This window comes from Clostridium sp. OM05-6BH (assembly GCF_003481635.1).
In the GTDB taxonomy this organism is placed as follows: Bacteria; Bacillota; Clostridia; order Lachnospirales; family Lachnospiraceae; genus Butyribacter.
In genome coordinates this window covers 130,891-155,642 of record NZ_QULH01000006.1, presented here as the reverse complement: position 1 = coordinate 155,642, position 24,752 = coordinate 130,891, and the positions used below count along the sequence as shown (strand labels likewise).

Annotated in this window: 13 protein-coding genes and 1 tRNA gene; 3 read left to right on the top strand and 11 right to left on the bottom strand. The window is 43.3% G+C overall.

Annotated features, from left to right (window positions below; genetic code table 11):
• The first annotated feature begins 173 nt into the window (after window positions 1-173).
• Window positions 174-257, top strand: a tRNA-Leu gene (locus DXB73_RS07700).
• 117 nt (window positions 258-374) lie between these two features.
• On the opposite strand, the gene bioB is transcribed toward DXB73_RS07700, so the two are convergent.
• Both bioB and DXB73_RS07690 read right to left on the bottom strand, forming a co-directional pair.
• Window positions 375-1,334, bottom strand: a complete 960-nt coding sequence (gene bioB, locus DXB73_RS07695) for a biotin synthase BioB (RefSeq protein WP_118690688.1) — start codon at window positions 1,332-1,334, stop codon at window positions 375-377.
• Between the two features lie 147 nt (window positions 1,335-1,481).
• The gene (locus DXB73_RS07690) at window positions 1,482-6,509 is read right to left on the bottom strand and encodes a bacterial Ig-like domain-containing protein (RefSeq protein ID WP_182448237.1); all 5,028 of its coding nucleotides are present in this window, start codon (window positions 6,507-6,509) and stop codon (window positions 1,482-1,484) included.
• A 382-nt stretch (window positions 6,510-6,891) separates the two neighbouring features.
• Between DXB73_RS07690 and DXB73_RS07685 the strand changes: the two genes are divergently transcribed.
• A complete protein-coding gene (locus tag DXB73_RS07685; RefSeq protein WP_243103994.1) occupies window positions 6,892-7,455 on the top strand; it encodes a biotin transporter BioY in 564 nt (187 codons plus the stop codon).
• Between the two features lie 89 nt (window positions 7,456-7,544).
• Here the strand turns inward: DXB73_RS07685 and DXB73_RS07680 are convergent, their stop codons facing one another.
• Window positions 7,545-8,225, bottom strand: a complete 681-nt coding sequence (locus tag DXB73_RS07680; protein WP_022024602.1) for a GTP pyrophosphokinase family protein — start codon at window positions 8,223-8,225, stop codon at window positions 7,545-7,547.
• 24 nt (window positions 8,226-8,249) lie between these two features.
• The gene (gene ftsH, locus DXB73_RS07675; RefSeq protein WP_182448245.1) at window positions 8,250-10,931 is read right to left on the bottom strand and encodes an ATP-dependent zinc metalloprotease FtsH; all 2,682 of its coding nucleotides are present in this window, start codon (window positions 10,929-10,931) and stop codon (window positions 8,250-8,252) included.
• Window positions 10,932-11,232: 301 nt separating this feature from the next.
• Between ftsH and DXB73_RS07670 the strand changes: the two genes are divergently transcribed.
• Window positions 11,233-12,846: a CTP synthase gene (locus DXB73_RS07670; protein ID WP_118690685.1), complete on the top strand. Its 1,614-nt coding sequence runs from the start codon at window positions 11,233-11,235 to the stop codon at window positions 12,844-12,846.
• Window positions 12,847-12,939: 93 nt separating this feature from the next.
• On the opposite strand, the gene DXB73_RS07665 is transcribed toward DXB73_RS07670, so the two are convergent.
• From DXB73_RS07665 to DXB73_RS07635, 7 genes are all read right to left on the bottom strand, one after another.
• Window positions 12,940-15,018, bottom strand: a complete 2,079-nt coding sequence (locus DXB73_RS07665) for a beta-propeller domain-containing protein (RefSeq protein WP_118690684.1) — start codon at window positions 15,016-15,018, stop codon at window positions 12,940-12,942.
• 68 nt (window positions 15,019-15,086) lie between these two features.
• Entirely contained in the window at window positions 15,087-15,758 is a 672-nt protein-coding gene (locus tag DXB73_RS07660; RefSeq protein WP_182448236.1) for a polysaccharide deacetylase family protein, read from the bottom strand.
• A 39-nt stretch (window positions 15,759-15,797) separates the two neighbouring features.
• Window positions 15,798-18,530 carry a hybrid sensor histidine kinase/response regulator gene (locus DXB73_RS07655; protein WP_182448235.1) on the bottom strand — a complete coding sequence of 911 codons (2,733 nt, stop codon included), beginning with the start codon at window positions 18,528-18,530 and terminating at the stop codon, window positions 15,798-15,800.
• Between the two features lie 285 nt (window positions 18,531-18,815).
• Window positions 18,816-20,165 carry a glucose-6-phosphate isomerase gene (locus DXB73_RS07650; protein WP_118690681.1) on the bottom strand — a complete coding sequence of 450 codons (1,350 nt, stop codon included), beginning with the start codon at window positions 20,163-20,165 and terminating at the stop codon, window positions 18,816-18,818.
• 139 nt (window positions 20,166-20,304) lie between these two features.
• Window positions 20,305-21,648, bottom strand: a complete 1,344-nt coding sequence (gene dnaB, locus DXB73_RS07645; RefSeq protein WP_118506564.1) for a replicative DNA helicase — start codon at window positions 21,646-21,648, stop codon at window positions 20,305-20,307.
• A gap of 22 nt (window positions 21,649-21,670) precedes the next feature.
• Entirely contained in the window at window positions 21,671-22,117 is a 447-nt protein-coding gene (gene rplI / locus DXB73_RS07640) for a 50S ribosomal protein L9 (RefSeq protein WP_022024559.1), read from the bottom strand.
• Between the two features lie 120 nt (window positions 22,118-22,237).
• The gene (locus DXB73_RS07635; RefSeq protein ID WP_243103993.1) at window positions 22,238-24,208 is read right to left on the bottom strand and encodes a DHH family phosphoesterase; all 1,971 of its coding nucleotides are present in this window, start codon (window positions 24,206-24,208) and stop codon (window positions 22,238-22,240) included.
• Window positions 24,209-24,752: the final 544 nt, after the last annotated feature.

Genomic DNA, 24,752 nt, shown 5'->3' with positions numbered 1-24,752 from the left:
TAGCGGCTGCAAAATATAATTAGCCCATCGACATAATAAGCAATATGCGATCGTGTGAGATATTGAGGCGTGGGAAGTTTGAATTTTTGGATTTTGAAAATATTTATTTGTTTTTTTGAAAAAAAGTGTTGACAAACGCAAATTAAAACACTATAATAGTTTTTGTTCGTTATGCGGAAGTGCTGGAATTGGCAGACAGGCTAGACTAAGGATCTAGTGTTGGCAACGACGTGAGGGTTCAAGTCCCTTCTTCCGCATTAGATCAAAAGAGAAGTCATATATGACTTCTCTTTTTTTGGTATTGCAATTCTTACAGAGCAAAACGCTGGTTTTGCTCTGTTTTTAGGTATAGGAAAATGCTTTTTTTATTCATCTTACAACCGGTACCCCAAGGCTCTCACTGCATCCAGATCTCCTTCTACGGACGTTCCCATAACCGTCAGCAAATCTCCCGTGATTGCAGCATTGCAACCAGATTGAAAACACCGGAGACCTGTATCCTCCAGGTAATCTCTCCCCGCCGCCAGACGTATCATCTGATTTGGTAAAATATACTTAAAAACACCAATAATGCGTCGAACTTCTTCTTCCGTTAATACCTTATTATGTCCCATCGGTGTGCCCTCTACCGGGTCTAACAGATTGATTGGAACGGTGTCCGGTGCAATCTCGCGCAGTGTAAAGGCAAGATCCAATCGATCCGCCATAGACTCTCCAATCCCAAAAAGGCCCCCACTGCATAAGGATAATCCAGCCTCTTTTGCTGCTTTCAGCGTCGCAATTTTGTCATCATACGTATGGCTTCCACATACTTTAGCAAAATGTGTACGTGAAGTTTCCAGGTTATTATGGATCCGTACTACTCCCGCTTCCTTTAATCGCATAAACTGATCTTTATTCATCAATCCACCGGATACACAAGGTCGAAGAGCAGTGTCCTTTCGTATCACACGAACTGTTTCACACAAGGCATCTACTTCACGTTCGCTAAGATGATGCCCGGATGCCACCAAACAATAATGTCGGATTCCCTGTGCGCTACGCTTTTTGGCATCCTTCAGGATCTCTTCAGTTCCACGAAGCGGGTAACTCTTCACTGTCGCTTTAGAGCAACTCGCCTGCGAACAAAATTTACAATCCTCGGAACATCGCCCCCCTTTTATGCTGATCACACTGCACATATCAAATTCGTCTTGCTGTCTTTCCTGACGGATACGGTCAGCCCCCTGTGCCAACTCTTCAATATCTATCTGCGTCAACCACTCTGCCTCTTGTCGATTAATCTCTTCACCTTGCAATACCTTATCTGTAAGATCTTGTAACTTTGCGTCCATACTCTTTTGTATCCTCCTTAATAGTAAGGAAACCTATCTGAAATTTATCTATTCCAAATAGGTTTCCTGCTTATTCCATAACCACTTATCCTTGGTCCGCCCACGCTGACATTACATGAATAAATCTCAGATAAATGCTATGATTCGCTATTTTACAGTGACCTTGATTTCTTTGTATACACCATTCTGTGCATATACCCATATCTTACATTTTCCTTTTTTCACTGCCTTGATCTTGCCGGATCCGGTTACCTTGGCAACCTTCACATTACTGGATTCATACGCAAGTTTTCTATGTTTCATAATCTTTTTCTTCTTGTCTGCACGAATCTCTACCGCTTTGATCTTAGCAGTCTTTCTTGCTTTCAAAGTAATCTTAGTTCTCTTTTTCTTGTTGCCCAATTTTTTAATGCTGACCGCTTTCGCCATACCACGTTTTCCACCTTTGGTGACGGAATGAATTGTCGGTGCAGCGGCAATTGTTACTTTATGACCGTTGAATAATTTGTATGCAACAACCATGTATTTGTAATATTTGCCTTTCTTGCGCTTCTTCTGTGTCCACGTTGTCTTATTCTTACCTTTTATGGTCTTAGTCAGTTTATAGCGGTATTTCTTACCACCATGGTTACACTGGTTACTATAGATCAAATAACCGTCAGCGCCACTCTGCTTAACCCATTTTAACGTAATGCTGTTCTTGGAAGACTTATTGGCTCTCGCTTTTAATCTGCTAAAGTCAGAGCCCTTAATGTCTTTATCATCCTTGAGTTTCTTTACAGCAGTATCGGTAATTCTAAGGGTGTCCATAGAAGTTCCGGTCTTCTCAGCATAATCCTTAATCTTTTCAGCCGTTGCCCTATCTACGCCGAGTTCCTTTGCAATATCATCCGCAGAAATTCCGCTTCCCGGTTTTGCTGTTGTACCCGGTTTCTTTGTTGGCTTCGGTGTTGCCGCCTTCTTTGGCAATGTTACTTTTACAATTGCTGACAATTGCTTACCTGTCTTCTTATCGGTTGCATACACCTTGACGAAAACACTATCGGTCGATTTTGCACGAATCTTCTCATTCAACACTGCAAGATCCTCTGCATCGATCGTCACGTTCTCTACGCTGGAGCCATCATTGTATTTTACTACCACTTCTGCAAGTTTCTTAAAGGCAGTTTCATCAATAGATTCCGTGCCTGCTGCTACTGCGAAATCATTAGCAGTCAGATTGACATCCGGTACAGTTGTTTCACTGCTGGTCGTATCAGCCGAACCATCATCTTTTACAGTGACGGTTACTTTGTTCACCTTACCTTTGTATGTGTATACTAATTCATAGCTGCCCTTCGCCGCCTGAATTGCTGATGCATCCACAGTGATCGCCGCATCTTTGAATGGAATGAATTTTCCATCATCAGTTGCAATCGCATTTCCTAATTTCTTTAGCATATCGGCAACATCGGTCTGATCCTGCTTCAGTACGATCGTCTTTGCCTGCTCTACTGTAATGCAGAAATCATTTGCTCCGAGTGTAATATTACCTGTAGATGTATCATATCGACGATTCTGAACGACAGTTGCTGTTACTTTCTTAACAATGGTTCCTGACTTGTCTGTGAACGTGAGCGGTAATGTTCCCGGCTCTGTCATTCTGTTTATCGCATCCAATGACTCCTGTGTCAGTACAACACCCTCTCCATTGTCAGTAACCCCATTTTTATCCGTGTATTTTGACAAAGCAGCGCGGATCACATCGTCTGCAGTAAGTTTTCCAATGTCATCTAACGAGAAGATACAATCAGATGCATTTACCTCGCCCTGTGCCGGAACATTGCTTATCACAACATCCGTTGTAACCGGCACATCTTTGTAGGTAAAGATTGCTTTGTATCCGTCACCATCTTTGACCAACTTCGGTCCGGTAATGTCACTCGGATCAACAAGCGCACCATTATCTGTTGCGGCCGGATCTGCATTCTTGCGGATCAGGTCTTTTAACTCATCTTCTGTCAAAGAACTGATATCCTTATAATCCAGTGTAACATTATCTGCTCCGATCGTAATCCGATCTGTTCCCTTTGTCTCGCTGTATTTTACATCAACGACCGTTGCTTTCGCAGTCACGGAACCGGTTTCATATTTACCGTTTCCGTATGTAAATCCAATAGTACCACTGTTACCTGCCACTATCTTTGCAAGATCATCCGGATTTGCTGTTATTTTATCAAAAGGATCTGCGACTGTTGTTCCCTCACGGATTACGCCAATCTTAGCGTAATCCTTGGCCGCAGCCTCACCTGTCAGTGCTGCAGCTGTCTCTTTCGTCAGCATGAAATCTTCTGCTGTCATTGAAACAACCGGCTTACGAATAGACACATTAATGTCTGCTGTAAAACCATCTTCTGTCGTAACTGTCACGCTATAGTTACCTGTCGGACCATTCATCAGACGTTTATTAATAATGTCCAACTTTTTACTGTCTACAGTAAGTTTCGCATCCGGTATCACATTGCCTGCAGCGTCTTTTGCTTCAGCATTTGACTTAGTAAGCAGGCCTTCTGCCGTGAGTGCTGCATCACCAACCACCAGTTCAACCTTATCTGAGGTGATTTCTGTTACTTTGCCGGAATCTACAACTGTTACTGTGATTGCTACATCAGTACCATTGCAAGTATAAGTTACTGAATAAGTTCCTTTCGGAGTTTCGCTCGTAATGGTTGCTGATCCGGATTTCACAGTGATCTGCGATGCGTCTGCCTTACTGCCGTCTTTGACAGCAATTACACCGGAATCACTCTTGATCTTCGCAGCGATTGCTTCCGTTGTTCCTAATGCTTTTAACTGATCTGTCGTATATGTTACATTATTCGCACCGATTGTTGTTTTTGATGCTGCATTTGTTTCTTTATTTTTCACAACAAACGCCGTGATCGGATCGGATGTTGTGGTTTTACCATTTGCATCGGTATAGGTAAAGGTAAGATCCTTGGAGCCGCCGGCCTTAACCTGTTTCAGTTCATTATATGCCGTAGAGTCCATAGCATCCGCATCATTGAAATCAAATGCGGTTCCCTCATCAATACCACGAACATTTGCTTTGCTCTTAATTATATCTTTATTCGCATAAAGCAGTTCATCTTCCGTGATAATAAAATCGTTAGCATCAATTGTGACGTTGCGGTCACGAACTGTTACTGTAACATCGCAGGTCTTTCCATTCGATGATACTTTAACCGTATAATCTCCCGCCGGACCATTTTTGATCTTATCATTCAATGTCGCAAGATCAGTGTCATCTACATCAATCGTTGCACCCGGGATCACAGTACCGGAAGCGTTCTTCACCTGCGCATTTGACTTTGTGATAAGATCTGCTTCGGTAAGATTTCCGCTTCCTCTTACCACCTCAAAATTATCAGCAGTCACTTTTGCTACGGGATTAGAATCCGTAACCGTTACGTTGATCGTTGTATCCACGCCGTTATAGGTATATGTTATTTTATAGGTGCCTGCTGTCGACGCCTTGTTTACTTCGCTGCTCTTCTGTGTAATATCAGCAGAAGCTGCTGCCTTACCATCTTTTACTGCAACCGGTACTGCCTTAGAACGGATCAGTTCTGCAACTTTGTCCTCATCGACACAGGCAGCCAGATCATCCGTTGTAACGGAAACATTATTGGCACCGATCGTTGTCGTATTATTGGTACTTGTGGACCCTGTATTAGCAACATCAGTAATATAAACCGTTGTATCCTTCGTTACCACATCAGCTGCACCGGTATCATATTTATAAGAGAATGTCAGCTTATTAGAAGTTCCCGCCTCTGCTGACTTAACCGTTGTAAACTGATCACTGTCCACTGTAATATTCGAGCTGGACGCATCTGCCGTTGTACCATTATAGCTTCCCTTAGTATTCGCAAGATTCTTAACTGTCGCTTCTGTCAGCTTGTTCGCCTGTTCTTTACTAAGTACCAGATTATCTGCATTCAGTCTCGGTTTACTCTTTTGAATGACCACAAGATCTGTCGTACTTGGTGTTGTCATTTTGTTGTCAGCATCTTCTTTGCCACTCTCACCGCTCGTAGCATATGGACTGTACTCAATAATGTAACCTTTGATTCCCCACATAGAACGTGAAACATTGTTTGGATGATAATCATTCCAGTTTGCCTTCTCAAAACCATATTCTAATGCATACTCCTGATAATATGCAGAAGTACCGCCACCACTATAGCTGTTATTCGGCTCATTATTATTCCAGTCGGCGTACTGGCCATCACATACCGAACCGCCATATACATTACCGGACTCACCCGTCTCATAAAATGTCATTCCTGCCTCCGGACCGCATAACCAAGACCATTTACGCACGATCTTATTGCTATCATCCAATGGTTTTAACGCCTCATCGGTAATCTCATCCGAATCCAGTACAAATCCATCGTAACCATCTCTTGGAAGCAATGTTCTGGCTCCACCGATCCAAGCTTGCAGATTGCCACCCAGAGAGCTATACAAATATTTCTCCTCGTTCTCACTGGTGATCGTTGCAAGATAACCTTTTAATCCTTCAAAGACAGACTTCTTCGCCTCTTTGTAGGCTGTTGCCCATGTCGATGTGTTGTCTCCGCTTGGGAACTCTACATATTTATAAAAATGTAATTTACCATCAATTGCCATAGCCGTTGATTTACCATCCGGCAGACTGCAGGAGTTGGCGACAACGGAAATCGTCTGCTTAACTGTCTGATCAGTCGTTCCCGTATAAAAAACAACCTGCCTCAAAAAGTTTTTGATCTGCTCATCTGTAATATCACTTCCGATCACAGTCATAGAGCTAAGCTCTTCGTCGCCGGACAAGCTAGACGTATACTCACCAGTTTTGGTCAAACCATTCATCCTATCAGACGTACTGCTCATGTTACCAAGATCGATCTTTTTCGGAAGTTTGAAGTATCCTCCATTGTCTACCGAGATACAAAAAATCTTCTGATCACTCTTAAAACTAACTGTTACATCAGAAAACGTATAGGCCTGACCATCTGCCGACCATGTCTCCTCACCAAGTTCAATCTTATCTTCCGCTGCTGCAGCAGCTACGAATTGAACATTGGACGGCATCATACTGACTACCATAACAAGTGCCAGTAACAATGCCATAACTTGCTTTGTTTTTTTCATTCCATTCCCCATCCTTTCTGTGAATCTGATCGTGAGTCCATATCTTTAGAAACCTCGTATTGTATTTCGGACACAGACACACCTTTCATTATATTACCAAGCAGATAATTCATTCAATTCTCAAAATCTTACAAATTTTTTATGTAGTTTTTGCTTTATATAGTACATTTTTCTATAATGCTGCCTAAACCTAATATGCAGTCTCAATTACATAAAAAAACGGAAAGATTTTCCAACTAAAAAAAGACTGTACAATCCTGCCCACTAAACCATGGTAAACTTTTAATTCTTTCAGTTGACATACACATTCAAATGTTTTATACTACTCTTTGTTGCGCGGTTGTAAACCGTCATAATAATACATTTACATTGGAGGAAACAAATGAATCAGGAAACAAAAACAAACAAAACCGGTTTTACTACAAAGTCCATTACAATGATGGCATTATTTGCAGCTATTTTATGTATTTCTGCTTATATCAGCATCCCATTGCCGATCCCTGGTAGTCCTCATATTACATTGTTAAACTTTGTTATTATCGTCATCGCATTGCTGTTCCCACTCAGTCAATCTTTCATCACGATATTAGTGTGGATGGCTCTTGGCGCTATCGGCCTTCCGGTATTTATTGGCGGTGGTTCCGGCATTGGATATTTGACAAATATTTTCGGTGGATACACATTCTCTTTCTTAGTGATCGCCATTGTACTTCCACTGATCCGCGGCAAAAAATACAATCGAATCCTATACACAGTTGCTGCTATTGTCGGCGTTGTATTGATCGATATCATCGGAATGCTCTTTTGGAAGGTTAATGCCGGCCTTTCTTGGAAAGTTGCTTTCTTATCCGGATTTGTCGCATTCATTCCTTTAGATCTTGTCAAAGCAGTTATTGCTGCCCAGATCATTCCTGCTTTCCGCAAAGTGATACAAAGCGCAGAATAAGGTTACAGTCCATTTTTACACCAAAAAGGCACTGTTCGAACGTGATCCACGTTGGAACAGTGCCTTTTCTAATTACTCTAACTAAAACATTAAATGCGATATCCATAAATATTTTTGCGAATATCTAACATTTCAGCATCGGTTGCTGTGATCATATCTGCACAACGCTTCAATCGCATTTCGATCTCTTTTCGGTAGTTCTCATCCATGTCATCTTTCTTATATCGAAGCTGATGATCTAAACTTGCCCAATAATCCATTGCGATCGTTCGTATCTGTACTTCCACACGCATCGGCCGCATCTTATCTGCAAAGAATACCGGAATCTCTACGATCAGATGCAAGCTGCGGTATCCGTTTGGCTTTGGATGCTCAATGTAGTCCTTTTGGCTGATCAATGTGATATCCGTCTGTGACGTAAGCATCTCTGATATTGTGTAAATATCATCCACAAACGAACAGATAACACGCACACCGGCAACGTCATTGATATTCCCTTTGATGGAATCCACCGATACGGGAAGTCCTTTCTTACGTAATTTCTTAGCTAAACTTACCGGTTTTTTGATACGCGACTTAATGCTGTGGATCGGATTGCGCTGATAACGTGATTTAAGATCATCATTAAGCACTTCCAGCTTGGTCTGCACCTCGCGGATCGCACAGGAATACATCATCATCACCTGTGAAAAATGCTCCTCCTTCTCTATCATATCCCGATCCTCAGGATCAAGCAGTCTTTCTAAATAATGTTTTTCTGAACCATTCATTCGTGTTCCTCCATCCCCAATAAATTATCCTTCTTCGTGATGTGCCTCCGTCATAAATTTTTCAATAACTTTGACAATACCATCATCATCGTTACTATCTGTAACATAGTCTGCCTGCTCTTTGATCCGATCGGAAGCGTTCCCCATTGCGACTCCCATACCGGCATAGCGTAACATCGGCAGATCATTGTTACTGTCTCCTACACACATAACACGTTCTTTGGTAATATCCATATATTTCACTAACTTATCAACCGCAACACCTTTATCTGTGTATTTTGGCAGAAGTTCTACATAGTATGGATCTGAGCGAAATACATTCAACACTGAACCAAACTTTCGCTGTAAAATGCGTTCTACTTCTTTCATCTTGTCCGGTTCTCCCGAAACAAAGATCTTGTTGATCGGAAAACTAAGCTCTTTTACGAACTGATCTGTCTCGCGGATCGTAACACAAGATGCAGCCGCATCTGCTGCAACATAGTCTGTCACGCCACCAGCTACGATAATCTCTTTGGCACTGTCACGGTAAGCCATGATAGCCACCTGCAATTTAGCAGCCTCCTCGTATACCGGAGCGATCAGATCTGCCGGCAATGTCTGATTGTAAATGCATTCCCCTGTTTTACAGTTGATCACAGTAGTACCATTATATGCAATCACATAGCCACCGTACTCTTCCAGAGAGATAGCAGAAGCTGTCTGGCGAATTCCTGCAATGGATCTTCCGGATGCGATAGCGATCGTCTTGCCGCGCTTCTGCGCTTCGATCAACGCATTCTTGGTTGCATCAGAAATCTCGCGATGAGAATTATGCAGCGTACCATCGACATCCAGCACAAGTAAGTCAAAGCGGTCACCTTCCGGTTCCTCAATACCCTGTACTTTACGATAGATCTTCATAAATTCTTTACCGGTGATCGTCTCATGCTCGATCAAAAATGCGGCGAGCTGATCCAGTGCATCACGATTGCCATCCAACAATTCTTTAGCCTTTTGGTGACATTCACTCAATATCTTCATGACTTCAAGATCTATCTCTGCTTCTGTTGCATCACCACAATTTAACACCGTTCTGCCATCCAGATATTTGTTCTGCACACTCTCCAAACCGATCAATCCAAATTTATCAGACATACCGTACTGTGTTACCATTGCTCTGGCAAGAGAGGTTGCCTTTTCAATATCATTGGAAGCTCCTGTCGTTACAGAATCAAACACTAATTCTTCCGCAGCCCTGCCTCCAAATAATGTTGTGATCCGAGTGAGTATCTCTGCTTTGCTCATCAGATATTTCTCTTCTTCCGGAACCTGCATGACATATCCAAGAGATCCCATCGTACGTGGCACGATCGTAATCTTTTGAACCGGCTCCGCATTTTTCTGCAGTGCAGTCACTAGCGCATGCCCTACCTCGTGATATGCAACGATCCGTTTCTCCTCTTTGCCTAAAATGCGGTCTTTCTTCTCCTTACCGGCAATAACGACTTCCACTGCCTCAAACAGATCTTTCTGATTGACTGCTCTTCTTCCGGAACGCACAGCCATAATAGCAGCCTCATTGATCATATTAGCAAGATCCGCACCAACGGCTCCACTGGTCGCAAGAGCAATTTCCTCAAAGTCAACAGACTCATCCATTAATACATCCTTGGCATGCACACGTAAAATATCAACTCGGCCCTTAAGATCCGGCTTTTCTACGATAATACGTCGATCAAAACGTCCCGGTCTGAGTAATGCCTTATCAAGCACTTCCGGTCGGTTTGTCGCGCCTAAGATGACAAGGCCTTTCGAACTGTCAAATCCATCCATCTCGGATAACAGCTGATTTAGCGTCTGCTCGCGCTCGTCGTTGCTGCCTCCATACTGACTGTCACGGCTCTTACCGATGGCATCGATCTCATCAATGAAAATAATACATGGTGCCATCTGCTGTGCCTGCTTAAACAGATCACGCACTCGCGATGCACCTACACCGACGAACATCTCTACGAAATCAGATCCGGAAAGAGAGAAAAACGGAACTTTTGCTTCGCCGGCCACCGCCTTTGCAAGCAGTGTCTTACCGGTTCCCGGAGGTCCGACTAACAATGCTCCCTTCGGCAGTTTAGCACCAATCTCCGTATATTTCTTCGGATTATGCAGGAAGTCGACCAGCTCGTTCAACGAATCCATTGCCTCTTCCTGACCGGCTACATCGCGAAATGTTACACCGGTTTCTTTCTGAACATACATCTTCGCCGTACTCTTACCAACACCCATAATACCGCCGGAATTTTTAGAAATAACACGGGACATAAAGATCAGTCCGACCCATAGCAGTAAAAATGGCAATACAGTCGATACCAGCATGTAGACCATACTATTGGAACTGTCTGACTTTTTGGTGAACTTTACATTTGCCTTTTCTAATCGCTGTACCAATGTAATATCCATACTGATCAGACCGGTATGATAGGTGATCTGATACAGACTATTTGACTGTTTCTTCGGAACGATCTTGATCTGATCAGAAGTGAGTGTCACAGATTCAACCTGTCCATCATCCAGCAACTGCAAAAACTGGTCATAGCTGATCTCTTTATCTCTGGCCTTTTCTACCTGACGATTCATCAAGGAAAACACAAGAAAAATGCCAAGTGCAACGATCAGACAAAGCACCATGCTTTTACGGTTCTGTCCGCGTCCAAAATTATTTCCCATATTGTTGTTATTTTGGCTGTTATTTTGGTTTCTATTTTGATTTGATATATTGTTGTCCAAATAATTTGTCCTCCTCATATCCTGTAAACTATTTCTATTATAAGTCTAGTCTGCCCAAAAAGCAATATTTCACAATATTAAGAAAGTCTGAAATTTCTATGTATTTCTTGGAAATTTTCCATGAATTTTCTTTCCTTTTTGTGCAAAAATATATTGAACAAACCCAATCATATAGAGTATAATAGAAAAATATTGGTTTATTTATTGACAACAATGTTCTGACACAAAGGAGGATACACAAATGGCAGTCAAATATGTCTTCGTCACTGGTGGTGTTGTGTCCGGTCTCGGCAAAGGAATTACAGCCGCATCTCTGGGCAGACTTTTGAAAATGCGTGGTTATAGTGTGACCATGCAGAAATTCGACCCTTATATCAATATCGATCCCGGTACTATGAATCCGGTACAGCACGGTGAAGTGTTCGTTACGGATGATGGTGCAGAGACTGACTTGGATCTTGGCCACTACGAACGTTTCATTGACGAAAATCTGACCAAACAATCCAACGTAACAACCGGAAAAGTATATTGGTCCGTTCTCTCGAAAGAACGTCGCGGTGACTTTGGCGGCGGAACTGTTCAGGTTATCCCACATATTACAAATGAGATCAAGAGCCGTTTCTACCGTAACGATGGCTGTAAAGATACACAGATTGCAATCATTGAAGTCGGCGGCACTGTCGGCGATATCGAAAGCCAGCCTTTCTTAGAGTCGATCCGTCAGTTTCAGCATGATGTTGGACGTGAAAATGCTATCTTGATCCATGTGACACTCATCCCATACCTGGGTGCTTCCGGTGAAATGAAAACCAAGCCAACACAGGCAAGCGTTAAGGAGCTGCAGGGAATGGGTATTCAGCCGGACATCATCGTATGCCGTACAGAGCGTCCTCTCGAGCCGGGCATCAAAGATAAAATCGCACTGTTTTGTAATGTTCCGACCGATCACGTAATGCAGAATTTAGATGTAGAGACTCTATATGAAGCACCTTTGGCAATGGAAAAGGAGCATCTCGCTGATGTTGCCTGCAAATGCTTAAAGTTAGACTGCAAAACACCGGACATGGAAGAGTGGCAGACAATGGTTCATACCCTCAAAAATCTTGAGAAAGATGTTACTGTTGCTCTCGTCGGCAAATACACTTCTCTGCACGATGCATATATCAGTGTTGTAGAAGCTCTCAAGCATGGCGGACTTGCGCACAAAAGCAATGTAACGATCAAATGGATTCCATCTGAAGACTTAAATGAAGAAAATGCTGATGAACTCCTTCATGATGTATCCGGTATATTAGTACCTGGCGGCTTTGGTGACCGCGGCATTGATGGAAAGATCACAGCGATCCGGTATGCAAGAGAACACGGTATTCCATTCTTAGGTCTTTGTTTGGGAATGCAGCTTGCCATCGTTGAATTTGCAAGACACGTCTGTGGTTTCAATGATGCGCATAGTATTGAACTGGATCCTCAGACAACACATCCTGTGATCCATTTAATGCCGGAACAGGACGGCATTGAAGATATCGGCGGCACGTTACGTCTCGGTTCCTACCCTTGTGTACTGGACAAGGATTCCAAAGCTTATGAGCTGTACGGTGAGGAAACCATCCACGAAAGACATCGTCACCGTTACGAAGTAAATAACTACTACCGCGAAGATTTACAGAAATTCGGCATGAAGCTTTCCGGCCTGTCTCCGGACGGACGCATCGTAGAAATGTGTGAGCTTCCATCACATCCGTGGTTTGTAGCAACACAGGCTCACCCTGAATTTAAGTCCAGACCAAACCGTCCACATCCATTGTTTAAGGGATTTGTCGGTGCTGCTTTGAACTATCAGGACAGCCATCAGTAATATACTCCCTATATAGACGATATATCCGAAAAGGAGCTACGCACTAATTGCTTAGTGCAGAAGCTCCTTTTTTATGGTATAAAGAAATTTGCGTTAATAATTAGACCACACCTTTGCCTTGTCGGCATACGCCTCCATCTGTGGATGCTCATATTTTTCCATCTGCAGATCACGGTTGGAATTGCGGAATACATAAAAGCTGCCATCAATAAATAGTCCGCGGCACCAATAATCTGCACGACCTTTGGATGTTGAGCGAAGAACCTGAGTTACAGATTCATCTGCAGTATAATGCAATAGCGGATACTGCAAGCCTTCCGCATTATACGTTGCAAATCCCAAGTAAAATCCTTTCTCCGTCTTCTGCACTAAGATTTTTGTATGGTCTGCTAATGCGCTGGAATCATGCTGCCGCAAACCATAACTTGCAACCTGTTTGATGTCAGATCCCTCCGTTGCCCAAAAAACCGTCATATCCAGTTCTCCGGTTGTTGTCTTCCCGAGTGAAAAGATCATCGATGGATCCGATGGGAACAAATGCAGATAATGAACCTCATCGGCTAATTTGATCTGTGCGAGGACCTGTGGATCTGCTTCTGCTGCCATTGATACCTGTATCATTTTACGGTCATCATTTACCACCAAATATAATGTCTTGTTCAGGAAACGTGCACACTGCACCGTTTCTCCTTTGCATATTTCAGAACTTGTTCCAATCTCCTGCAGCGAATCATCCAGTGCATATACACTGACATTACGGGAACTCTCTTCTTCTCCGCAGAGCATTTTGAGCTGTCCCGTATAATGTGCAAGTAATTTCCAGTTAAAAGGTACCTCTGCCTTTTTCCATTTCCACTCTGACTTATAATGATGCACCGACATACACAGCCACAAATGTCCACCCTGCTCTTTAACCGCAAATCCCTCTCCTACAATTCCTTTGACAATATGGGTCGCTGTTGCTTTCACTGTCCCCTCTGAATCCACAACAAACTTGGTGATTCCGGTGCGTTCTGTCTCATCAAACCGCTTCGCAACGGTTCGGCAAAGCACATATACATTTTTGCCGGACATGTATACTTTCATCGCTGTTCCTGCTAACGCCTTATGACCGACCGGCTCTAACTGCGTATGATCTGCCATGCGGTAACTGCAGACAAGCGTATACCCCGGCTGATACAGATCCCTCTGCCAATATACATCCTTAACCGCCAGCTTTTTGTCATTAATTTGCGGATCTTCAATGCTGATAACACCATCGGCATCGGTATATGGTTGCATCACAGAGGCAATGATCAACTTCTCTCCGGATACGCGTGTGCAAAGATTTTGACCGCTTTGCCGAAGCATCTTGCCAGCCTGTGGTTTCTGAGGATCCGATACATCGATCGGTATCACATAGGTCTGTGCTCTCGTATTCTTCACATATAGCAAGCTCTTTCCACACCACATCAGACCATCTTCATAGCTAGCACTTTCATCGCCGTACAGATCATCTTCACTACTGGCATTCTGATATGGATCATTAATTTTAAGGGATACTTTGCCAACTTCCTCGCAGATACCATTCTTCTCTCGAAGAATGTACAGTTGATCCGTCGCACCCTCTTGATCCGTAGCATTGCTCCTTATATAGGAGCCATCGTTATAATAAAGCACATAGATTAAACCATCCTTCGTCAGGATCTGATCCATCTCTGCCTCATCTGCATTTTCTGTGTTGGTCGTACTATCCTGTGTGACCAGTTCCGGCCAATCTTCCTGCGTAGAACCCGGCTCTCTGTCTAATACCCCTTCACTGACAGAGGATGCTGCCGACTGCATTAAACTTCCCAGCGAACAGTTATATGCCATTGGCAAAGGATCTGACTTAAACGGATCCTCATAAAATTCATAGCGTGATACCACCTTTTGCTGTGCTTTGATCACACGCCTAAAACTTTTTTCAATCTGCTTATAACCGGATGCTGTCTGAAGGGATCCTTCCGCTCTCCAAGCAAGTAAAAAGAGCACGCCCGCATATAACATCTGAATAACGATTGCAAGTATGACTGCGATCAATACATAGCGCAGGATCTTCCTCCATCTGCCTCCCTCCGGCTGCTGATCCTCCTCATATAGGGACATATTCTTTTTTAATGTAGTTTCCATTAGATTATTTTCGCATCTCATAATCTTCTCCTCCCTTCAAACTTACTGCTTTCGCTATATATATTACCGGAAAGGAGACAAAAACCGCCTTATATATATCCTAAACATTGTGCGTTGGTACCATAAAAAATATCATCGCGTCCGCCCAGCATTTTGCAGAACTCTTCTATTCGCTCCCAATTGTTGTTTACATCAAACTCATAGCTATGTCCCCACACATAAAACAACATTGGTTCCTCTGGTTTTGCAGCCAAAAACTGTTCTGCCAGCTCAAACAACTTATCATCGTTATGATGACAGGTTGCATTAAGCCTCATCGGATCCTGCGGCAAAGCAAATCCATGCGTACTCTCTACCGTCCTTCCGTAACGAATACCAATATCTTTCAAATACGAAACGACCGGATCCGGTACATCACCATAAGCGTAAGCCATGCCAACCGGATATTTTCCATATAGTTTCTCAATGTTACGGGCATCCTGCAAATATTCCTGCGAATAATCTTCCGGTTTGATACCGGAGGGCGATGCATGTGTCAAGCCGTGCAAAGCGATCTCATGTCCCTCATATAATTTTGCCATTCCCTCCTGCTCCATGCGGGCGATCTTTATCCCCTCGATCTCAAAATTACTCTCTGGAGACTGAATTCCCGTATTCAGATTAAAGGTTGCTTTCATACCATATTTATTAAATATCTCCACCAAGCGCTCATCCTGATAAATACCATCATCATAACTAAACGTTAACATTTTCTTACACATACTCATCCGTCCTTCCTTGTGCTTTATTCTTTCCTCTATTTATTTCCAAAGTGCGATCAATGTCCGGAACAGCTTCTGCGGATCGATCGGTTTGACCAGATGTGCATTCATTTCTACCGCCTTACTGCGCTGCACATCTACATCAAACACATTGGCTGTCAGTGCTATGATCGGGATTAATCTTGCATCCGGCCGCTCCAGCATACGTATCTTCTTACTTGCTTCAATGCCATCCATGACCGGCATCTGTATATCCATTAGGATTGCATCATAGCTATATGGAGCACTTGCTGCATACAACTCAACCGCCTCTTTGCCGTTTTTGGCCCGTTCCACCTGTATTTGCTTGCTCTCCAGCAATCTGGTCACGATCTTGGCGTTTAAGTCATGATCTTCAACAAGCAGTATTCGATGATCCCAAAGCAATTCCTCTTGTATTGCACATTTTTCTGCCGATTGTTCCTCCTCTGCTTCTTCCGCAAGCTGAAATGGCATCGTTACAAAAAACTCTGTTCCCACACCCAGCTTACTGGAGCATCGTATTGTTCCACCCATCAGTTCAACCAGGTTCTTTACGATTGATAACCCTAGTCCCGTTCCAATGTTAAAGGTATTGGTATCATTTTCTTCCTGTGCAAAGATTTCAAACATATGCTCTTGAAATTCCTCACTCATTCCGGTTCCTGTATCCTTAACTTGAATAGTCACTAAGTATTTGTCGCCAATGATTTCACGCTCTATTGCACGAAAATATACTGTACCACCGGGTGGTGTAAACTTGATCGCATTTGACAGCAGGTTGCTAAATATTCGCTGTATACGCACCGGATCTGCATACACGGTATGAATATTTTCACCCGGTTCAAATACAAGATTGATTCCTTTGTCGGCACATGTAACTCCAAATATCTGCCGCATATCCTGTATGATATGCTGGATATCGATCTTCTTGAGATGCAATTCCAGTTTACCGGATGCCAACCGGTTGGTATCCAAAATGTCGTTAACCAGATTCAGCATAAAATGACCGGAAGATATAATGTCGTCCAAATATTCCTGTACCATATCCGGAACTTCATCTCCGAAAAGCTTCGCAAGCTCTGCCGCCCCAATAATTCCATTCAGAGGAGTTCTAAGATCATGACTCATGCTTGACAGGAACTCATCTCTGGCATGACTGGCACGATTGGCAATTTCCAAGGCCCGCTGCAACTCTGCATTTTGCTTTTCCTGTTCGGACATGATATCTGTAACATCTCTCTGCACCATCACAATGACGCTCTCATCATTTTCCAAAAAGAAAGCAAAAATACGCTTAGTACGTACACCAAGTTCCTCATCCTGTGCGTGATACATAAAATCCCAACTGAGTCCGTGTTGGATCCGGGCATGTATTACTTCCCACGACATCTGCGCATTGATGATTTCTCTTTCCTCCGGAATGACCAGATTGATCAACTGTTCTTGCAGTTTCTCCACCTTTTTCTTACCCTCAAACGAAGCATCTACCTGATAACATTCATACCGAGTAAAGATCTGACTGTCATTCGCTGCCGTATTCCAATATGCGATGAAGTCGATCATCGAATCAACTACCTGCCCACGAACAAGTTCTTTTATGACATTACGATCTACATCCTGCAGCGATACAAAGCCATATATATCTTCCCCCTCGCGTGCCGTCATATCTAAAACAATCTTCATCCACAGCGTTTTTCCCGAAAGACGTTTACTACGAAAGGTATAGGATACCTGCCTCTGCCCGCTTTCAAATAAGTGGATCAGATTATTTCGATGAAAAATACGGGTAAATTCCTTTTTTTGCTCTTCATCGGTAATATGGTCGATCATAACACCAAACGGATCATTCTCCTTCCCATGAATCAACACAAATTCTCCGGCATAATCTAATACTTTCCATGCCGTAATATTGATTCGAATAACCGATGTCATATTATTAAAAAGGAGTTGATGATACATATTCTCCTGACTAAAACGCTTTTCCTCTTCCTTTTCTTTCGTAATGTCTAATGCCGTAGCTGCGATCATCGTCGGTGCTCCCTGCTCATTACGATCTGCAACCGTATAGTTTTGCTTAGACCATATCCAGTCACCTCGCATCGGACGTCGTATTTCCATCTCTAGGGAGATCGAATCCTGCTTGCCCGTCATAAGCAGCTGCTCCAACCGGATTAATTCTGCCCGACCGGACTCGGTCATCAACCTACGTGGTTGTCCCTCTTGTCGCTGTGCTACCGCAGGCACTCCAAAATCTTGCTGCATTTTAGAGTTATAAGTGATCGTATTAGCTTCAATATCATACAAAGCATAATAAACACCACACTGATCCATCGCTGTCCGCATCGTTTTAATGTTGTGCTGCAGCTTTTCCTTCATGCGCATACGTGACGTCACATCTTGATATAATGCATAGACGATCGTTTCACCATCTGACCGATACTGAAACTGAAAATTAGATTGAAACCAGACGTACTGTTTCAACTTCCGTCTATAGAACCGTGCCTTGATTTCTAATGTATCCCTTTTATCAATAATTGCCCGGTCAAAACTGCTGTAAAGGTTCTCTCTATCATCCGGATGTATCTGCAGCAGCTCTTTACAAGTACTTGTCTGAACATCTTCTTCTGTCACCCCAAGTATGTCACGCATTTTAGCGTTGAGAGCTACCGTACGCAGACATTTCCCATCATGTCTAAATATTCCGATACAACCCGGCATCCACTCAAACAACTCGCCCTTCCAATCTATCATAAATGTTTCTATCCTCCTTCCAGACATCTTCTCTTTATTATACCTGTACTTTTCGTTATCGCCAACCTATTCCCCCATAATTTTCTATTACGTAAAAAAAAGCAAAGCCAGCGCTTTGCTTTACAAGAATTGCTATAGCAATTCTTGGCATTATCACACTACGCAACAGCATTTTCCTATGAAAGCAAAAAAGCAAAGCCCCTCTTTCCTGCCATCATAGATCCATAACAGGAAAATGGGGATTTGCCTTTGTTGTATAACTTCGAATTGCTCTATTTACGTCAATTACAGTCTCTTTAAGAGCTCTTCTCTCTCTGCCTCATAGCCTGGCTTACCAAGCAATGCGAACATATTTCTCTTATAGCTCTCAACACCCGGCTGGTTAAATGGATTTACACCAAGGATATATCCACTTACACCGCAGGCGAACTCATAGAAGTAGAATAACTGACCCAAATAATATTCATTCTGTGCCGGAACCTTTACGCTCAAGTTTGGTACACCGCCATCAACGTGTGCCAACTGTGTTCCCTTCATCGCACTCTTGTTGATGAAGTCAAGGTTCTTGCCAGCCAAATAGTTTAATCCATCAAGATCAACCGGCTCTTCCTGAATCGTTACATCTAATGTCGGCTCTTCTAATTCCATAACTGTCTCAAACATGATACGGCTTCCGTCCTGAATGAACTGTCCCATGGAATGCAGATCTGTTGTCAAATCAACTGCTGCCGGGAAAATACCTTTCTGATCTTTACCTTCGCTCTCTCCGTAAAGCTGTTTCCACCACTCAGCTACATAGTGGAATGCAGGCTCATAGTTGCAAAGGATCTCCACAGATTTCCCCTTGCGTAATAAGATATTACGGATCGCAGCATACTTCATAGAATCATTGTCTGCGAAATCTTTGTCCAAGCAAAGTTCGCGCATGGATGCTGCACCTTCCATCAACTTAGCAATGTCTGCACCACTAACAGCAATTGGAAGTAAACCAACTGCGGTAAGTACGGAGAAACGTCCTCCGACATCATCCGGTACAACAAAGCTCTCATAACCTTCTTCTGTAGCAAGGTTCTTCAACGCACCTTTCTGCTTGTCCGTTGTTGCATATATTCTCTTAGCAGCTTCCTCTTTACCATATTTCTTCTCTAACATTTCCTTGAAAATACGGAATGCAACAGCAGGCTCCGTCGTAGTACCGGACTTGCTGATAATATTTACGGAAAAGTTACGATCACCGATCACGTCGATCAACTGTGACAGATATGTGCCGCTCAAATTGTTACCACAGTAATAAATCTCTGGTGTTTTACGAATTTCTTTGGACACATTGTTATAAAATCCATGTCTCAAGAACTCAATTGCTGCTCTTGCTCCCAAATAAGAACCGCCGATACCGATTACCAAAAGCACTTCTGAATCAGACTGAATCTTCTCAGCAGCTTTCTGGATACGTGCGAATTCTTCCTTATCATAATCAATCGGAAGGTCAATCCATCCTAAGAAATCACTTCCTGCTCCTTCTTTGCTAAGTAATAATTCTTTTGCGTCGTTTGTAATTTTCTCCATTGATTTGATCTCGTCTGCAGAAATTACGTTCTCTGTCAGAGAGTAATCAAAAGTAACCTTGTTTGCCATGGTTTCCTCCTATCCTTCCTTGTTGCAATCTCTATACTCGGTCTATCCTTTGCGGGATTCCTCAGCCACAAAGCATGAATCCTGGTTGGTTGTATTCAACCTTATATATTCTAATCAATTCCTGCCTGTAAATCAAGTGTTAATTTCTTTCCTGTTCCAGATTTCCAAACTTCGTCAAGTTCGCTAACCATGCCAGTTTCACCGATCCTGTCGGACCACTACGCTGTTTTGCGATAATGACCTCTGCCACACCTTTTTCCTCGCTGTCCGGGTTATAATATTCGTCACGATACAAAAACATAACCATATCGGCATCCTGCTCGATCGCTCCGGACTCACGCAGATCAGAAAGCATCGGTTTCTTGTCCGGACGCTGCTCAACTGCACGTGATAACTGTGATAAAGCGATCACCGGAACGTTTAATTCTCGCGCCATAACTTTGAGAGAACGGGAGATTTCCGAAATTTCCTGCTGTCTGTTCTCGCCTTTGCGCTTTCCACTGCCCGACATCAACTGCAGGTAATCGATAATAACCAGATCTAATCCCTGCTCGATCTTTAACTTACGGCATTTGGAACGAAGCTCTGTCGCCGTGATTCCTGATGTGTCGTCAATCACAAGATGCGAATTACCAATCCGCCGGACACTGCCCACCAGTCTGTCCCAGTCCTCGTCTTCCAGATTACCGGTTCTTATCTTTTGGGAGTCAACATGAGAATTCATCGAAAGCATTCGTTTCACAAGCTGCTCCTTACTCATTTCCAAGCTAAACATCGCAATCGTACTCTCGCTATGCAATGCAATATATTCTGCCAGGTTCAGTACAAACGCCGTCTTACCCATAGCCGGACGTGCTGCGATCAAAATCAGATCGGACTTTTGCAGGCCCGCTGTCTTGTAATCCAAATCCCGAAATCCGGTCTCCAATCCGGTAATATGCCCTTTCTGTTTCGCCGCCTGCTCAATACTATCTAAGGTACGCAAAACAACATCTCGAATCGGTTCAAACTCACTGCCGGTACGCTGCTGCATCACCTGAAAGATATTTTTTTCAGTCGCATCCAAAATATCTTCTAACGGTTCTTTGTCCATATAACAAGTACTGGCAATCCTCTCAGCTGTCTGTATCAGCCTTCTAAGCATCGCTTTTTCTTTGACGATCGTGGCATAATACTTCACATTTGCAGAAATCGGCACACTATTTAGCAAACTGCCAATGTATTCGACACTGCACAATTCCGGCGGAGCTTCTTTTTCACGAAGCTTGTTTTGCAGAGTGATCAGATCTGTACCAATCCCACCGCGAAACAGATCGAGCAATGCCTCAAAAAGTATGCCATATTGCCCCTGATAGAAATCTTCTGCTGTCAGCATCTCTGAACATACCAAAATGGCATCCCGGTCCATGATCATCGAGCCGATCACCGCTCTCTCCGCCTCAATATTATGCGGCGGAATCCGTTTGATCACTGCTTCTTCCATCTACGTTTCTCCTTTTGTGCGATTATACCTCTTTGACGATTACCTTTAACTCGCCCGTTACCTTAGGATGCAATTTGATCGGAAGTGTAAAGATGCCCGGACTTTTGATCGGATCCTGCAGCACCATCTTCTTTTTGTCCAATTCATACCCAAGCTGCTCTTTAGCTGCAGCTGCCAATTCTTTGGTCGATACCGACCCAAAGCTTCTTCCACCGGAGCCGGTCCTAATGGATACGGTGATCGATTTTTCTTTCATCTCCTCCGCAAATGCTTTCGCTGCCTCTAATTTTTCCTTTGCCAGCTTCGCCTCATGCTGTTTCTGCAATTTCAGGTCATTTTTATTCTTTGCGGTGGCCTCTATACCAAGATTTTTCTTCAACAAGAAATTTCTTGCGTATCCTTCATTAACTTTAACCAGTTCACCCTTTTTCCCCAATGATTTTACATCTTCTAATAAAATTACTTCCATGTCTTTATCCCCCGTTTCCGTCTATTTTCCAAAAATGTCAACACCACTACATATGCCTCTGTCCGCATCTCATTGCCAATCATCGCAGCTAAGCCGGATTTCTATTGCCGATCATCGCGGCTAGTCTGCATCTCCATTAGCGATCATTGCATCGATCAATGCACGGATCTGTGCTTTTGCACTCTCCACATCCAGTCCCGGAATCTGCGCACCGGCCATATTAATATGACCTCCGCCGCCAAGTTTTTCCATCATTAGCTGCACATTCAGCTCATCGATAGACCTTGCGCTTACAAATACTTTGCCGTTGTATTTTGTCAATACAAATGATGCCTTTACCTGTTCGATATTCAACAGGGAATTGGCAATCTTTGCACCAAGCACTGTCGGTGTCTCCACCCCACGAGACTCACTTTCTGTGATTGCATAGTGGTCCAGATACAATTCCGTATTCTGAATGGCCTCTGCTTGTATTTTGTACTCATTGATATCCTCACGAAACATCTTGCGGATACGCACAGAATCAGCACCATTCCGTTTCAGATAGGCCATTGCCTCGAACGTGCGCACACCTGTCTTGTCCGTGAAATAATTCGTATCGATCATTACACCGGCATACAGCGCTTCTGCCTCGGCGGCACGCAGCTTCAATCCGCCGCCAATATACTGACAGATCTCTGCCACCATTTCACTCGCTGACGATGCATATGGTTCAATATAAAACAATACGGCTTTTGCAATCGCATCACCGGCCTGTCTGTGATGATCAATCACCACAATAGACTGCGCCAATTCAATAAGCTCCGGACACTCTGTATGTTCTCCCTTGTTGACATCGACAATAACTAACAACGTAGTCTCATCCACAAGCCTGACCGCCTCTTCGCCACTTACGAGCATATCGTCATCATAATCGTTCGTATAAAAGCGTTCTTTTAACGGGCGTACCGAAGCATTCACCTCATCGACAACAATATGTGCCTTGCGGTTTAATGCCTTAGCAATACGGTAAATGCCGACCGAAGCTCCAAACGAATCCGCGTCTCCGATGGAATGCCCCATGACGACAACACGCTCTTTTCCTTCGATCAACTCTCGCAAAGCATGCGCTTTGACACGAGCCTTAACGCGGGTATTGCGCTCAATCTGAACACGTTTGCCCCCATAGAATTGTTCCTGATCACCGTTTTTGATCACCGCCTGATCACCGCCACGCCCAAGCGCAAGATCAATAGCTGCGCGCGCCCATTCATAGCGTTCGTTAAATGTTCCCTTACCGACACCGATACCGATCGAGATCGTTGCTGTCTGCTCATTTCCAATATTGATATTTCGTATCTCTTCCAAAACAGAAAAACGATCATTCATCAATTCCTGTAAATATTTCTGCTTAAAGACAAACAGGAATTTGTCCTTTTCTATTTTTTTACATATAGCATCGATTGCCTGCATTGTTTTATTGATCTTACGGTCGATCAGTGCCGTCATCAGAGACTGGCGTACTTCATCAATACTGTCTAACATCTCATCAAAATTATCGATGTAAAGAAGGCCTACGATAAGATTCTCTTCCTCTCGCCGCTCTTCCAATTCGATCATTTCCGTCTCATCGTACAGAAACATTGCGATCAACTGCTTTGTTTCCAACAGCTGATCCATTGGCATGATCTGATCATCCACGTTGAATCCATCATCTGACACTAACGAAAGTACCACCCGATAATATTTATCTCCAGCGTGTATGTGTATTACTTTCCTGCCACCGTCCACCGGAAGACTATTCTCCGAAATCTCCGGAAATACATTGGCAATATTGCGTCTGGCTGCTTTTTTATTGACTGCTACGCGTACAAACTCATCATTGCCCCAAAGCAGTTGCCCCTCTTCGCTCAATACCGCAAATGGAACACTGAGTTCTTTCATCGTCTGCATCTGCATCTGACCATACGTGCTGGCAAAATGGATCAAATCCCGCCGCATCTTCTTGTGACCGCCGTAGCGAATGATCAATGCACATAAAAAGAATGCAAGAAAATAGCACGTTCCTATGATACCTGCTTTACGGTCTGCAATATATAGTTGCATCACCATAGGCAATAAGAGAATGCTCAACCACAATGGCCAGCCAAGATGAAGCCGCAGTCTACCTCGCAGCTTGAAACCTCTTTTCATATATCTCCTTTCTTGCCGCAAATGATCTTGTCATTCTAGGCAAAACGAAACATTTCCCTAATTTATATAGTATACCATCATATGCCACGATACGTCAAATTGCTCCATAAAGACCAAGACCAGCGTTTTCCAGTTTTTTAATAAATCACGCAAACTTCCCATACCGGAAGTTATTATCCGAACCACATATTGCTTATTATGTCAATGACTATATTGCATTTTGCAGTCACCAAAGAGTGATTTCTGCCATCCGAGAACTATAGTAATTGCCTTGTCGCATTTTCGTTTTTGGTGATTTCTAAATTTTGTTGTCTCTGATGATTGATTTACATGCCCTTCGGAAACTCGAAGTCCCGGAAGCAAGGTATTCATCATTTTTGAAAGGGACTTTGCGCTCGTCGTTACTTATGTCTCGTATTTCAGAGACATTAAGTAACGTGACGTAGCGCATCGTAGCGAAAGC